A 14019-nucleotide genomic window follows, 5' to 3' on the forward strand; every position below is an offset into this window, starting at 1 on the left:
AACAGTGACTCTATAATGGCCGCTTTTCATCATAAAGAGCCGTTATGTCACAGGTTGAACACATTGGTCTGTTACTGAAAGATTTGGAAATAGTCCTTAAAGCAAGTGGCTACTGGTCGTCAACAGCACCGGCGCCGGAAGCGTTGCAAAGTACGCAGCCCTTCGCCCGCGATACGCTGGCCTTTGAAGCATGGCTGCAATTTATTTTCATTCCCCGCTTTCAGCAATTAATCGCTGCAGGACAATCTTTACCCGCCAATATGGCTTTACTGCCGATGGCGCAAATTGCGTTGCCGGGCGAGGTGGATTTGCATCTGGTGCTGCAGCAACTTGACGAGGTTGTTTGTGGAGAGTGAAGCGGGATTGATAACCGGTCATCAGCCAGTGAAGATTTTATATCGGGATGATCACATTGTTGCCATGGACAAGCCTCCGGGTTTGCTGGTTCACCGCAGCCCGATAGATAAGCGGGAAACTGAATTTGCTGTTCAGAGATTACGGGATACTGTGGGGCAGCACGTTTATCCGGTCCATCGTCTGGACCGGCCTACTTCCGGTGTACTGGTATTTGCATTTAACGGACAGATCGCCAGTCAGCTGGGGCAGGCAATGATGGGCAAACAGATCCGTAAAGGCTATCTGGCCCTTGTGCGCGGATGGATGAATGGCTGTGGTTTAATCGATTATGCCCTCACATTTAAAAGGGACAAGTTTGCCGATGCTCACCGGGCAGAAGACGTAGCCCCGCAGCATGCAGTAACTGAATACACGGTTATGAAAAAATTCAGTGTGCCTGTGCCGGTGGGAAGGTATGATTCTGCGCGTTATTCGCTGGTGGCGCTGAGGCCGTTTACCGGACGCAAACATCAGTTGCGCAGACACCTTGTTCATTTACGCCATCCAATCATCGGTGACACCTCACACGGTGATGGCAAACAAAATAAATTTGCACGGGAGCAGTTTGGTTTTAATCAATTAGCCCTTATGTGTACTTTAATGCAATTTTCACATCCGGTGACGGGAAAAACCGTTACCATCAATACAACGCCTCATGCGCCTTTTGCCAGTATGCTCAGCAACCTGGCCGGGTACGAGGTGACTTAATGACTGATTAAAGAGGGCTGATATGACAGCATTAACCATTCTTGCCGGCAGTGTTTACGGAAATGCGCAGCATGCCGCAGAAACGGTAGCTGAATCCCTGAGTGCGCAAGGAATCGAGTGTCAGGTGTGCAGTGATCCGCAAGTTTCAGATGTGACTGACGCCGGTGCTTTGCTGGTGATCACATCAACAACCGGACAGGGAGATGTGCCACCGAATCTGGAATTTGTATTTTCAGATCTAAAAGACCAGTTTCCGTTGCTCGACAGAAAACCATTCGCTGTTTGTGCGTTAGGTGACAGCAGCTACGGAGATACGTATTGTGCAGCAGGACGCCAGTGGTTTGAATTGCTCAGCGAATTGCAGGGTAAAGCCGTGGCTGAGATGCTGGAGGTGGATGCTATTGAATGCTTTGAGCCGGAAAAGCCGGTGCTGGCGTTTGTTGAATCTATCAAAGATGAACTGGTGGTGTAATCGCCGTCAGTGTGTTTATAGCAGGCAGCTATAACGAAAAAAGCGCAGGCGGGTCAGTTTATACTCCCGGCTGCGCTTTTTATTTATGTGATCCGCAGAATTATTCTACCCCACGGAGCAGGGCGTTGATGCCTACTTTTGCACGGGTTTTTGCGTCCACTTTCTTCACGATGACCGCTGCATACAGGCTGTGAGAGCCATCTTTAGAAGGCAGAGAACCTGAAACCACAACTGAACCTGCCGGTACGCGACCATAAGTAATTTCGCCGGTTTCACGGTCATAAATGCGGGTGCTCTGGGAGATGTAAACGCCCATAGAAATTACCGCGCCTTCTTCTACGATCACGCCTTCAACGATTTCAGAACGTGCACCGATAAAGCAGTTATCTTCAATAATCGTCGGGTTGGCCTGCAGTGGTTCCAGTACACCACCAATGCCTACGCCGCCAGACAGGTGAACATTTTTACCGATTTGTGCACACGAGCCAACAGTTGCCCACGTATCTACCATAGTGCCTTCATCAACAAATGCGCCGATGTTTACGTAAGACGGCATCACAACCACATTCTTACCGACAAATGAACCGGTACGTACTGCAGCCGGTGGCACAACACGTACGCCTTCCGCGGCAAATTGTTCAGCAGTGTAGCCGGTATATTTTAAAGGTACTTTATCGAAGTATGTTGTTTCAGCACCATCGATAATGTCATTGTTGTGAAGACGGAAGTACAGTAATACCGCTTTCTTCAGCCATTGATGAACAACCCATTCACCGGCAATTTTTTCCGCTACGCGGGCTTTACCGCTGTTCAGCATAGCGATAGCGTCTGCAACAGCTTGTCTTACTTCGTCCGGCGCAGAAGAGGGTGACAAAGCGTCACGGTTTTCAAACGCATCTTCAATGATGGATTTCAATTCAGTCATGATATGTTGATGTCTTCAAGTTGATCGAGTTTAAACAGGATTTGCTTTTTAAGGGCAACCTGCTGCTCCTGGGTTAATGATTTGCCAGCGTCGTTGCTGACAATAAAAATATCTTCGGCACGCTCCCCGATGGTGGCAATCTTTGCCAGTTTCAGAACCACGCTTTTATCCACGAATGCATGGCCAATTTTAGCCAGAATCCCGGGGGCGTCCAGCGCTTCCAGTTCTATCAGTGTGCTTTCATCATTTAATGTAAAAAAGCGGACTTTCGTGGGGACATCCAACTGACGCATCTGGCGGGAAAGTTTGCGCTTGTTGTCATGGGCCCGTCCCGGCTTTTCCAGTTGAGAAAGAATGGCGTTCTCCAGACTCTTCGTACGGTTTTCACCGCTTAATCTGGAACCGTCATTTTCCAGCACCAGAATGCTGTCAAACACATAGCCGTCACGGGTGACTGTAATGTGGGCATCGTGAATTGAACAGTTTCTGCTGTCTATGACTGAGGCAACCTGAGCGAACAGTGCTTTCCGGTCCCGCCCGTAAATAAGAATTTCAGTGCCGCCTTTTGCGGAGTTGTCATTAGCTTTAACAACCAGAGCGTCGGGATTGTCTGCCAGTACGGATTTTTCCCCGTTTAAAATCTCCAATGTATGCCAGGCAATCTGCGCCGGCTTGAAGCGCACGAAGTAATCGTCTTCCAGACGATCCCACAGCGACTGAATATCGTTTTCCGGCACGCCTTGCGCGTCCAGAATAATACGCGCTGTGTGTTTATGTTCTTTTACCCGGTCGTCCAGCGTGACCTGGCATTGCAAACCATTGTCCAGTGCCTTTTGGGTCATGAGATACAACTCTCTGAGCAGCGATGATTTCCAGTCGTTCCACAGGTTATCATTGGTGGCGCGGATATCCGCCAGAGTGAGTACGTATAAAAGGTTCAGGTGGGTGTGGCTGCGCACGGCGGTGGCAAATTCGCTGATCACATCCGGATCATAAATATCACGACGCTGGGCAACCACTGACATCAGCAGGTGGTTTTCGACCAGCCATTCAATCAGCTCTGCATCTTTCGGCTTTATGCCATGTAGTCCGGCAAACTTTGCCACATCTTCAGCGCCCAGTTCTGAGTGGTCGCCGCCCCGGCCTTTTGCAATGTCGTGAAATACTGCGGCAATATAAATCAGCTCAGGTTTGTCCAGGTTACGGACAATTCTGCCGCACCGGGGAAATTCAATGTTTTCCGGCTGGAAGTAATGATTCACATTTTTCACCACACGGTGGGTGTGTTCATCAACGGTGTAGGCATGGAATAAATCGAATTGCATCATGCCAACAATCTTATCCCATTCAGGCAGGTAACATTCCAGAATGCCGTACTGATGCATGATATCCCATGCGAAATCGAAAAAGTGCGGATGGCGGAAAAGAAGCATCAGCCGTTCGCGGCAACCTTCCCGTTCTACGTAGTAGTTATTTTCAAACTTTCTGCGGACATTCCTGAGCTGGCGGATGGTATCGGTGTCCAGTCCCTGTACCGCAGGGGTGTCGGCCACGACTTTGAGAAAATCCAGCACAGCTTCCGGGCAATCAAATACACCGGAGCGGGTAGGGGATATCATTCCGTCCAGGAGTTTGAAGTCTGCGTTAACCGGCGTTTCAGACTGCACACTCTGATTCAGCATATCGTAGCGGAACCGTTGCAGCAGCATTTTATTCAGTTCACTCACACGGCGGATAATGCGAAAAAAGTCCCGCATCATTTTTTCTACTGATGCTTTTCCGTCGCGGCCGTAACCCAGTTTTTCTGCTACATCCGGCTGGTAATCAAAAAGTAAGCGGTTCTCACTGCGTCCGGCTATAAGGTGCAGAGCAAAACGCATACGCCAGAGGTGCATGCGGCAGCTTATCAGTTCGCCATGTTCTTCTTCGGTAAAATAACCGTGGCCAACCAGATTAAAGCCGTCATATTCTTTAAAGTGCTTTTTTGCGACCCAGCCAATGGACTGGATATCACGTAAACAGCCCGGGTTCTCTTTAATATTAGGCTCAAGGTTGTAAGACGTGCCATTGAATTTGGCATGGCGGGCCATTTGCTCGTCGTACTTGGCTTTGAAAAAGTCTTTCGATGAAAGGGCTTTGCGGCTGTTCAGCTTATCCCACAGTGTTTCAAACACATCCATATCACCGGTGAGCAGGCGGCTCTCCACAAGATTTGTGGTGATCGTGATATCTTCTTTAGCAAGTTGCAGTGTTTCTTTCACTGTACGGACAGATTGACCCACATCCAGTTTGATATCCCATAACAGCGTGATGAACTGACTGATACGCTCCTGCACATCTTTATTGAGCTTTTTGTGACTGACAATTAATAAGTCGATGTCTGAATGCGGTTGAAGATGACCGCGGCCATATCCCCCTACCGCACAAAGCGCCAGGCCGGATACAACATCCAGACCCATCAGTTGCCAGAGGTGGGCAAGCATGGCATCCACAAACTTCGCACGGCCGGTGACCAGTTGATCCACCGGTGTCGTATCAAACGCACTTTCGAGCCACTGATTAGACGCGGTAATACGCGCTTTGATACCTGCGATATCTTCAGCGGAGGTGATGGTTTCGGCCTGTTCGATTAGTCTTTGTAAGCTCAAAATGTACCTTTTATTACTTCAGAAAGGAAAAATCTCGCGAACAATAACACGAAACGTCATATTTTCGCATTATGCAAAGGTGATGAAAATGAGCTAAAAAGTGAATAATTAGTCGAAAAAGTTATAACTAAGGGAGAAGGACAGGCGCCGGGATACGCCTGTCGGAAAAACTTACCGGCCGGAATTAACTGTGGCTGATGACTCTGGGCAAATCTTCTTCTTCACGCAGCGTCAGTACTTCAACGCCGTCTTCAGTAACCAGCAAAGTATGCTCCCACTGGGCGCTCAGGCTACGGTCTTTAGTGACCACAGTCCATTGATCCGGCAGTACCTTTGAGTGGCGCTTACCGGCATTTACCATGGGTTCGATTGTGAAGCACATACCCGGAACCAGTTCATCACCCGTGCCCGGACGGCCATAGTGAACAATCTGAGGTTCTTCATGGAAACCTGCACCAATACCGTGTCCGCAGTACTCACGGACGATAGAATAATTATGCGATTCAGCATGTGTCTGGCAAAGGTGACCGATGTCCCCCAGGCGCATGCCGGGCTTTACTTGCCTGATGGCGTTGTATAAACACTCCTGTGTTACCCGCACCAGGCGTTCAGCCAGAATGGCGGGCTTGCCGACGATAAACATCTTTGAGGTATCGCCGTGGTAACCGTCTTTTATCACGGTTACATCAATATTAATGATATCGCCGTCTTTAAGTTTTTTATCCGACGGGATGCCATGACAAATACAATGGTTTACCGACGTACAAATAGATTTAGGAAAGGGCGGATGACCATAGTTTAATGGTGCCGGAATCGCTTGTTGCTCATTGACAATAAAGTCGTGGCATAAGGCATTCAGTTCGTCAGTGGTTACACCTTTTTTTACATGTGGTGTAATCATCGTCAGCACGTCTGCGGCGAGTTTGCCGGCAACGCGCATTTTTTCAATTTCTTCAGCGGTTTTAATAATAGCTGCCACTGTACCCTCGATCATTGATAACAGAGAAAACGGGAATGCGCCGGAAATGTGTTTAGTCTGATGATATACCTGACTCAGGTATTTGAAGTTATCACAAATTAAAACGGCAGGCGCATGATTGCTATTATGGTAACGTCTGACAGCGCAACTGTATAGTCATCCCGCATTTCGACTGCCTAAGATGACGTTAAAACTTGAGCATGGGGGGCTGTTGTGGTATAAAGCGCCCGCGTTTTGTGAGAGTCGGAAAAACACTGTTTATCCGGACCGCAATATTCGTAAATTAACTTTTTAAATAACACACATATACCGACACTTGTCATCGGGGTGTCTGCAAGGTCTTCACAGACTGCGCGGATCGATGGAAGGGGTATATGGAGGCCTAACCCCAAGAGGAAAATATCATGGCTAACGTATCAATGCGTGACATGCTGAAAGCCGGTGTGCATTTCGGTCACCAAACCCGCTACTGGAACCCTAAGATGAAGCCTTTCATCTTCGGTGCCCGTAACAAAGTTCATATCATCAACCTGGAAAAAACAGTACCTCTGTTCAACGAAGCAATGAACTACCTGTCTGGTGTTGCTTCCAAGAAAGGTAAAATCCTGTTTGTTGGTACTAAGCGTGCGGCTGGTGAAGCTGTAAAAGATGCAGCACAGAAATGTGACCAGTTCTACGTGAATAAGCGTTGGTTGGGCGGTATGCTGACTAACTGGAAAACAGTTCGCCAGTCTATCAAGCGTCTGAAAGATCTTGAGCAACAAGCACAAGACGGTACTTTCGACAAGCTGACCAAAAAAGAAGCGCTGATGCTGCAACGTGAAATGGACAAGCTGGAAAGCAGCCTTGGCGGTATCAAAGACATGGGCGGTCTGCCTGACGTGATCTTTGTTATCGACGCTGACCACGAGCACATTGCAATCACTGAAGCACGTAACCTGGGTATTCCTGTAGTTGGTGTTGTAGATACTAACTCTAACCCTGACGGTGTTGACTTTATCATCCCTGGTAACGACGACGCGATCCGTGCTATCCAGCTGTATCTTGATGCTGCTGCTGATGCAGTAAACAAAGGTCGCGAAAGCAACCTTGAAGTTCAGGCTGAGCAAGACGACTTCGTAGAAGCCGCTGAGTAATCAGACCTGACCGGTGACAGTGGTCATGGCAATGACATGCCACTGTCATCAAAAATACCGAATATCTCAAGAGGGGCACCAATAGCCCCTTTTACCTTATTAAATGTTTAATGCTGAGGAATTGAAAAATGGCAGTGACTGCAGCACTTGTTAAAGAACTGCGTGAGCGTACCGGCGCAGGTATGATGGATTGTAAAAAAGCGCTTGTTGAAACCGACGGTGACATCGAACTGGCCATCGAAAACATGCGTAAGTCTGGTCAGGCTAAAGCCGCTAAAAAAGCTGGCCGTATCGCCGCTGAAGGTGTAATCCTGACTCAGGTTGAAGGCAACCGCGCTACCATGATGGAAGTAAACTGTGAAACTGACTTCGTTGCCCGTGACGAAGGTTTCCTTGGCTTCGGTAACAAAGTTCTGGCCGTTGCACACGCTGGCAACATCAACTCTGTTGAAGAGCTGAACGAAGCTGAATTAGACGGCGCGAAAGTTATCGAAGTACGTGACGCGTTAGTTGCTAAAATCGGTGAAAACATTTCTCCTCGTCGCGTTATCAACGTTGAAGGCGACAACCTGGGTGCATACGTGCACGGCGGTCGTATCGGCGTAATCGCTATCTTAAACGGTGGCGACGAAGAACTGGCTAAAGACGTAGCAATGCACGTTGCAGCGGCAAGCCCTCAGTTCGTTAAGCCTGAGCAAGTGCCAGCTGAAGTAGTAGAAAAAGAGAAAGAAATCCAGGTAGAACTGGCTATCCAGTCTGGTAAGCCTGCTGATATCGCTGAAAAAATGGTTGCTGGCCGTATGAAGAAATTCACCGGCGAAATCAGCCTGACAGGTCAGCCTTTCGTTAAAGATCCTTCTGTTTCTGTTGGCGAACTGCTGAAGAGCAAAGGTGCTGACGTTGTTAACTTCATCCGTTTTGAAGTGGGTGAAGGTATCGAGAAGAAAACTGAAGACTTCGCAGCTGAAGTTGCGGCTCAAATGGAAGCGGCGAAGAAATAATTCTGCGTTTCGCTTTTTCATTCGGCCAATGTCGGATACACTACAGAGCACCTCTTCGGGGGTGCTTTTTTATGAGTGAGGCAATCAACTGCCTGACAGTAAAAATATCGCTTGTAACGAGTCGGCTTGCGTCATTTCTTGTTATGTATAACGAGGCATGAGACAAGCCGAATTCATAAGGACTATTCAAACAATGAGTATCACACCAAAATCAGCCTATCGACGTATTTTGTTAAAACTCAGCGGTGAAGCGCTAATGGGTTCCGAAGGATTCGGTATCGACCCTAAAGTGCTCGATCGCATGGCTCAGGAAATTAAAGAGCTGGTTGAATTGGGTGTACAGGTAGGCTTAGTTATCGGTGGCGGTAACCTGTTCCGTGGTGAAGGCCTGGCGAAAGCGGGTATGAACCGTGTAGTGGGTGACCACATGGGTATGTTAGCTACTGTCATGAACGGTCTGGCTATGCGTGATGCATTGCACCGTGCTTTTGTAAACGCCCGCCTGATGTCTGCTATTCCTTTAAATGGTGTTTGTGACGCCTACAACTGGGCAGAAGCTATCAGCTTATTAAAATCCGGCCGCGTTGTGATCTTCTCTGCAGGTACCGGTAATCCTTTCTTCACTACCGATTCTGCTGCCTGTCTGCGCGGCATTGAAATTGAAGCTGAAGCCGTATTGAAAGCCACTAAGGTAGACGGTGTATACAGTGACGACCCGGTAAAAAATCCTGACGCTACACTGTATGGCCAACTGTCTTATCAGGAAGTGCTGGAAAAAGAACTCAAAGTGATGGATTTATCTGCTTTCACTCTGGCACGTGATCACCGTATGCCTATCCGCGTATTCAACATGAACAAACCGGGCTGTCTGAAGCGGGTTGTCATGGGTGAGCAGGAAGGTACGTTGATTGACCATCCTGAAAATTTTAAGTAAGAAATAGGAAACAACTGTGATTGATGAAATTGAATTAGATGCGCAAGAGCGTATGGATAAAAGCATCAGTGCACTGAAAAGTCAGTTAAGCAAAATTCGTACAGGCCGTGCTCACCCGAGCCTGCTTGACGGCATCATGGTGCCTTACTACGGTGTGGATACGCCGCTGAAGCAAGTTGCGAACGTTGTCGCAGAAGACAGCCGCACGCTGGCGCTGAGTGTATTTGATAAAAGTGCTATTCAGGCTGTAGAGAAAGCTATCATGCAATCTGATCTGGGCCTCAACCCGATGAGTGCAGGAGCGTCGATTCGTATCCCGTTACCTCCGCTGACGGAAGAGCGTCGTAAAGATCTTATCCGCGTTGTACGTAACGAGGCGGAAGGTGGTCGTGTTGCTATCCGTAACATCCGCCGTGACGCAAACGGTGACATTAAAGATTTGCTGAAAGAAAAAGAAATCAGTGAAGATGAAAGCCGCGCTGCGGAAGAAAACATTCAGTCTCTGACGAATGATTTTATTAAAAAAGTGGATGCCATGCTGGCAGACAAAGAAAAAGAACTGATGGAAATTTAAAAAGTTACTATGTTAGGAATGCGGTCTAACACAGCGCCTGAAACCACTGAGACCCCGGTCAATGTACCGGGTCCTCAGCATGTTGCGATCATCATGGACGGAAATGGTCGATGGGCGCAGAAAAAGGGCAAAATCAGAACGTTTGGCCATAAGGCCGGCGTTGAGTCTGTTCGCGCGGTAGTGCGTTTTGCCCGCCAGAACAAAATACAATCACTGACGCTGTTCGCTTTCTCCAGTGAAAACTGGAAGCGTCCCGAAGAAGAAGTGTCGGTGCTGATGGAACTGTTCAATCTGGTATTGAACAATGAAGCGAAGCGATTACATAAAAACGGTGTACGTTTAAAAGTGATCGGTGACGTTTCAGCTTTTGATGATAAATTGAAAGATAAGATCCGTAAAGCAGAAGAAATGACTGCTGACAATAAGGATCTTGTTCTCAATATTGCTGCCAATTATGGTGGCCGCTGGGATATCGTTAATGCGGCACGGGAGTTATCTCAGGCTGTAGCAGAAGGCTCGATGACTGCTGCAGATATCACTGAAGAGGCTTTCGACGCAAAAATGTCAACAGCAGGGCTGCCGGAGCTGGATTTACTTATCCGCACAGGCGGTGAGCATCGCATCAGCAACTTTTTGCTGTGGCAATGTGCCTACGCTGAACTCTATTTTACTGACGTGTTATGGCCTGATTTTTCTGAAGATGTTTTTCAGCAGGCAGTCAATGATTTCAAACAACGCCAGCGCCGTTTCGGTCTTACGGGCGAACAGGTCAGCGTTCCACGGAACTGAAGCCTGCAACTAACGGCGGTGCCGGCACCGCCATCAGGAGCACATCGCCAATTATGCTAAAACAACGAATAATAACAGCATTAATTCTGGCGCCTCTGGCGCTGATAGCCATCCTTTTTTTACCGGTCTGGCAGTTTGAAGTTGCCATTGCCGGTGTCGTCGGGTTGGGTGCTTATGAGTGGGCGAATATGTCCGGCATCACAGCACGTCCCCGCAAAGCCATGTTCGCTGCTTTTGTTTTTGCGCTGTGTCTGGTGCTGTCGTCCATTGTGGATGCTCAATACATCTGGTACCAGGGGCAACTCCACGGGCTTTACCATTTCATCCTTGGCGTATCCGTTATCTGGTGGATGTTCTCGCTGTGGATGATCATTTTCTATCCCCGTTATTCAGCCTTCTGGCGGAACAATAACCTGATTCGTTTAGGCTTCGGTCTGCTGACCTTAATCCCGACCTGGGTTGCCGTTATCAGTCTCAGAACCAGTCTTCATGATGTTGACACCTTATATGGCTCATCGCTGATTTTCTATGTGCTCGGTATTGTCTGGGCGGCAGATATCGGCGCATTCTTCAGCGGCGTTAAATTCGGTCGCCATAAACTGCGGCCTAATGTGTCACCCGGCAAAACGCTGGAAGGTTTAATCGGTGGTATCGGTGCATCTTTCGCTATTATCGCTTTTGCAGCATTACATTATCAGGTAGCAACAGACCGCATCTGGCTGCACTTGCTTATTGGTGGCATTACCGTGGCGGTATCTGCGCTGGGTGATTTAAACGAAAGCATGCTGAAGCGCTGTGCAGGCATTAAGGACAGTGGCAAATTATTGCCCGGACACGGTGGTATTCTTGACCGTATCGACAGCCTCACTGCGGCCTTTCCCGTATTTGCATTTTGCTATGTTACCTGGATGGCTTGATGCAGACAGTTACCATACTTGGCGCAACAGGCTCCATCGGTTGCAGTACCCTCGACGTTATCAACAGACACCCGGATAAATACCGGGTTTTCGCTGTTACCGGCAACAGTCAGCTTGAAAAGCTCATGCAGCAGGCAATCAGCTGCGCAGCACGTTACGTGGTAGTCGCAGACGATAATTTGTATGACGATGCGGTGAAGCTGGCGCAGTCGATGAAAGTCAGTTCGGAAATTCTTTGTGGCCCTAAGGCGCTGGAAGAAGTTTCCAGTGCACCGGAGGTGACTTCGGTGATGGCGGCCATTGTTGGCGCAGCAGGCTTATTACCAACCCTTGCAGCGGTAAAAGCAGGTAAGCGTGTATTGCTGGCAAACAAAGAAGCGCTGGTTATGTCCGGTGCGCTTTTCATCGATGCCGCTAATCAGAGCGGGGCAGAAATTCTTCCCATAGACAGTGAACACAATGCCATATTCCAGTGTTTGCCTGAAGGATTTCGCTATGGTGAATTGCAGCAGGCAGGGATCAGTCAAATTTTGCTCACCGGTTCCGGCGGACCTTTCCGTCACCGCGATATTGACACCTTTCACAGCATCACTGTAGAGGAAGCCTGTCATCACCCGAACTGGTCCATGGGCCGGAAAATCACGGTGGACTCGGCGACCATGATGAATAAGGGACTGGAATTTATTGAAGCCTGCTGGTTATTCGGTGCTTCTTCAAAAGATATTACGGTGGTACTGCATCCTCAAAGTGTGATCCATTCCATGGTACAGTACACCGATGGTTCGGTGATTGCCCAGTTAGGCAACCCTGATATGCGTACGCCCATTGCTTATGGCCTCGCCTGGCCTGAACGTATTGATGCCGGCGTTGAACCGCTGGATTTTGCGAAAATGGCAAGCCTTACTTTTGAGTCACCCTGTTACGCGCGGTATCCTAACCTGAAACTGGCGATTGATGCCTGTGACAGCGGTCAGGCTGCCACAACGCGCCTTAATGCGGCCAACGAAATTGCCGTTGCCGCCTTTCTGGATGGCGCCATTGGTTTTACCGATATTGCAGCAATTAACGAGGAAACGTTAAACAGAATGGAACCTGTAACGGTATCGTCACTCCAACAGATCCTTGAAGAAGACAGAATGGCGAGAGAAGTCGCCACAGAACTGGTACGGAGTAAGGTGTAGTGTTCACGTTTCTGTGGAGTTTAGGTTCATTCATAGTCGCACTGGGTATTTTAGTCGCGGTGCACGAGTGGGGACATTTTATTGTTGCCCGGATGTGTGGCGTGCATGTCGAACGGTTTTCAATCGGCTTTGGTAAACCGTTCTGGACACGAAAAGATAAGAAGGGCACCGAATTTGCGGTAGCCGCTATACCGCTGGGCGGATATGTACGTATGCTCGACGAGCGTGTGGATGACGTGCCTGCGGAAAAACGTCACCTGGCGTTCAATAACAAACCTGTATTACAACGTATGGCAATTATTGCCGCTGGCCCCGGTGTAAATTTTATCTTTGCAGTGCTCGCATTGTATATGATGTTCCTGATTGGTCAGAATACAGTAAAACCGGTGATTGGCGATATAACGCCGGACAGTTTCGCCGCGCAGGCTCAGATAAAAGCCGGTGATGAAATTATTGCAGTGGGTGGTCATGAAACGCCTGACTGGGAATCGGTAAATCTGGAATTGATTTCTGCGATTGGTACACCTCAGGTGGTAATTACCGTGAAATCTGCCCAAGGTGTGACCAGTCAGACGAATTTACACATTGCCGGCTGGAACTTTGACCCGGAAAAACAGTCTGCTTTAAACAGTTTGGGCATCGTACCTTTCAGACCTGAAATTACCACCGTGGTGGCATTCATTTCTGAAGACAGTCCTGCAGAGCAGGCGGGGTTACTGGTCGATGATGAACTGATTGCGCTAAATGGCGAAAAGATAGAAAGCTGGATGTCTCTGGTTGACACTATTAAAGGGTTACCCGGTGAAACCGTCAGCATTACATTAATGCGGGGCGGTCAGCAACAGACAGTTAGTGCTACAATAGCGCGCCGGGATACCCCTGACGGTCAGGATGGTTTCTTAGGGGTAAGCCCTAAAGCTGAACCCTGGCCTGAAGGTTATGTCTTTACTCATCAGTACGGTCCTGTTGAAGCCGTGAGTAAAGCACTGGATAAAACCTGGCGGCTGACTGCCGTCAGCGTGGAAATGCTCGGCAAGCTGGTTACCGGCGATGTATCGCTGAATAATCTCAGCGGACCAATTTCCATTGCGCAGGGCGCAGGCGTCAGTGCCGGATACGGACTGGCATACTTTTTAAGTTTTTTAGCGTTGATCAGTGTCAGTCTCGGCATTATCAATTTGTTGCCAATCCCCATGCTGGATGGCGGTCACTTGCTGTTTTATTTCATCGAGTGGGCATCGGGCAAACCTGTACCGGAACATGTGCAGGAGTGGGGGTTTAAAATTGGCGGCGCACTGCTTTTCATGATGATGAGCATCGCCATATTTAACGATATTAGTCGCTTTGTTTCTTAGGGAC

14 protein-coding genes are annotated in these 14019 nt (G+C 48.6%); 11 read left to right on the forward strand and 3 right to left on the reverse strand.

Annotated elements, in window-relative coordinates; translation table 11 throughout:
- Positions 1 to 44 precede the first annotated feature (44 nt).
- Genes ACXAGR_RS13470 through ACXAGR_RS13480 form a run of 3 tightly spaced genes read left to right on the forward strand, consistent with a single transcriptional unit; the run spans position 45 to position 1576 of the window.
- Complete coding sequence (locus ACXAGR_RS13470) at positions 45 to 356, forward strand: YqcC family protein (protein WP_474850994.1); 312 nt, start codon at positions 45 to 47, stop codon at positions 354 to 356.
- Positions 331 to 1104 (forward strand): pseudouridine synthase, encoded by a 774-nt coding sequence (locus ACXAGR_RS13475; protein ID WP_474850996.1) that lies wholly within the window; start codon positions 331 to 333, stop codon positions 1102 to 1104. The genes ACXAGR_RS13470 and ACXAGR_RS13475 overlap by 26 nt, the downstream gene beginning before the upstream one ends.
- A 22-nt stretch (positions 1105 to 1126) precedes the next feature.
- Positions 1127 to 1576: a flavodoxin domain-containing protein gene (locus ACXAGR_RS13480; RefSeq protein ID WP_349584919.1), complete on the forward strand. Its 450-nt coding sequence runs from the start codon at positions 1127 to 1129 to the stop codon at positions 1574 to 1576.
- A 100-nt stretch (positions 1577 to 1676) separates the two neighbouring features.
- Here the strand turns inward: ACXAGR_RS13480 and dapD are convergent, their stop codons facing one another.
- From dapD to map, 3 genes are all read right to left on the reverse strand, one after another.
- Positions 1677 to 2501: a 2,3,4,5-tetrahydropyridine-2,6-dicarboxylate N-succinyltransferase gene (dapD, locus tag ACXAGR_RS13485; protein ID WP_119500480.1), complete on the reverse strand. Its 825-nt coding sequence runs from the start codon at positions 2499 to 2501 to the stop codon at positions 1677 to 1679.
- The gene (gene glnD, locus ACXAGR_RS13490; protein WP_474844602.1) at positions 2498 to 5149 is read right to left on the reverse strand and encodes a [protein-PII] uridylyltransferase; all 2652 of its coding nucleotides are present in this window, start codon (positions 5147 to 5149) and stop codon (positions 2498 to 2500) included. Before glnD ends, dapD begins: the two co-directional genes overlap by 4 nt.
- Before the next feature lie 184 nt (positions 5150 to 5333).
- A complete protein-coding gene (gene map, locus ACXAGR_RS13495; protein WP_474844603.1) occupies positions 5334 to 6128 on the reverse strand; it encodes a type I methionyl aminopeptidase in 795 nt (264 codons plus the stop codon).
- 404 nt (positions 6129 to 6532) lie between these two features.
- Here map and rpsB point away from each other — a divergent pair, with 404 nt between their 5' ends.
- The 8 genes from rpsB to rseP all read left to right on the forward strand — a co-directional run bounded on the left by rpsB (position 6533) and on the right by rseP (position 14015).
- A complete protein-coding gene (rpsB, locus tag ACXAGR_RS13500) occupies positions 6533 to 7264 on the forward strand; it encodes a 30S ribosomal protein S2 (RefSeq protein WP_119500484.1) in 732 nt (243 codons plus the stop codon).
- A 128-nt stretch (positions 7265 to 7392) separates the two neighbouring features.
- A complete protein-coding gene (gene tsf / locus ACXAGR_RS13505; RefSeq protein ID WP_474844604.1) occupies positions 7393 to 8265 on the forward strand; it encodes a translation elongation factor Ts in 873 nt (290 codons plus the stop codon).
- A 193-nt stretch (positions 8266 to 8458) separates the two neighbouring features.
- Positions 8459 to 9199 carry a UMP kinase gene (pyrH, locus tag ACXAGR_RS13510; RefSeq protein ID WP_119500486.1) on the forward strand — a complete coding sequence of 247 codons (741 nt, stop codon included), beginning with the start codon at positions 8459 to 8461 and terminating at the stop codon, positions 9197 to 9199.
- Between the two features lie 16 nt (positions 9200 to 9215).
- The gene (gene frr, locus ACXAGR_RS13515) at positions 9216 to 9773 is read left to right on the forward strand and encodes a ribosome recycling factor (RefSeq protein WP_119500487.1); all 558 of its coding nucleotides are present in this window, start codon (positions 9216 to 9218) and stop codon (positions 9771 to 9773) included.
- Positions 9774 to 9782: 9 nt separating this feature from the next.
- Positions 9783 to 10562, forward strand: a complete 780-nt coding sequence (gene uppS, locus ACXAGR_RS13520; RefSeq protein ID WP_474844605.1) for a polyprenyl diphosphate synthase — start codon at positions 9783 to 9785, stop codon at positions 10560 to 10562.
- 53 nt (positions 10563 to 10615) lie between these two features.
- Entirely contained in the window at positions 10616 to 11479 is an 864-nt protein-coding gene (locus tag ACXAGR_RS13525) for a phosphatidate cytidylyltransferase (protein ID WP_119500489.1), read from the forward strand.
- Positions 11479 to 12660, forward strand: a complete 1182-nt coding sequence (gene ispC / locus ACXAGR_RS13530; RefSeq protein WP_474844606.1) for a 1-deoxy-D-xylulose-5-phosphate reductoisomerase — start codon at positions 11479 to 11481, stop codon at positions 12658 to 12660. The genes ACXAGR_RS13525 and ispC overlap by 1 nt, the downstream gene beginning before the upstream one ends.
- Positions 12660 to 14015 carry a sigma E protease regulator RseP gene (gene rseP, locus ACXAGR_RS13535; RefSeq protein WP_474844607.1) on the forward strand — a complete coding sequence of 452 codons (1356 nt, stop codon included), beginning with the start codon at positions 12660 to 12662 and terminating at the stop codon, positions 14013 to 14015. Before ispC ends, rseP begins: the two co-directional genes overlap by 1 nt.
- Positions 14016 to 14019: the final 4 nt, after the last annotated feature.

The sequence above is a fragment of the Alteromonas sp. ABH4_457 genome, from assembly GCF_056160625.1.

Excerpts from the sequence above, each read along its gene's own strand:
- uppS (WP_474844605.1), top strand. The coding sequence starts at position 9,783 with ATGTTAGGAATGCGGTCTAACACAGCGCCTGAAACCACTGAGACCCCG.
- dapD (WP_119500480.1), bottom strand. The coding sequence starts at position 2,501 with ATGACTGAATTGAAATCCATCATTGAAGATGCGTTTGAAAACCGTGAC.
- ACXAGR_RS13525 (WP_119500489.1), top strand. The coding sequence starts at position 10,616 with ATGCTAAAACAACGAATAATAACAGCATTAATTCTGGCGCCTCTGGCG.
- rpsB (WP_119500484.1), top strand. The coding sequence starts at position 6,533 with ATGGCTAACGTATCAATGCGTGACATGCTGAAAGCCGGTGTGCATTTC.
- ACXAGR_RS13470 (WP_474850994.1), top strand. The coding sequence starts at position 45 with ATGTCACAGGTTGAACACATTGGTCTGTTACTGAAAGATTTGGAAATA.
- ACXAGR_RS13480 (WP_349584919.1), top strand. The coding sequence starts at position 1,127 with ATGACAGCATTAACCATTCTTGCCGGCAGTGTTTACGGAAATGCGCAG.
- ispC (WP_474844606.1), top strand. The coding sequence starts at position 11,479 with ATGCAGACAGTTACCATACTTGGCGCAACAGGCTCCATCGGTTGCAGT.
- pyrH (WP_119500486.1), top strand. The coding sequence starts at position 8,459 with ATGAGTATCACACCAAAATCAGCCTATCGACGTATTTTGTTAAAACTC.
- tsf (WP_474844604.1), top strand. The coding sequence starts at position 7,393 with ATGGCAGTGACTGCAGCACTTGTTAAAGAACTGCGTGAGCGTACCGGC.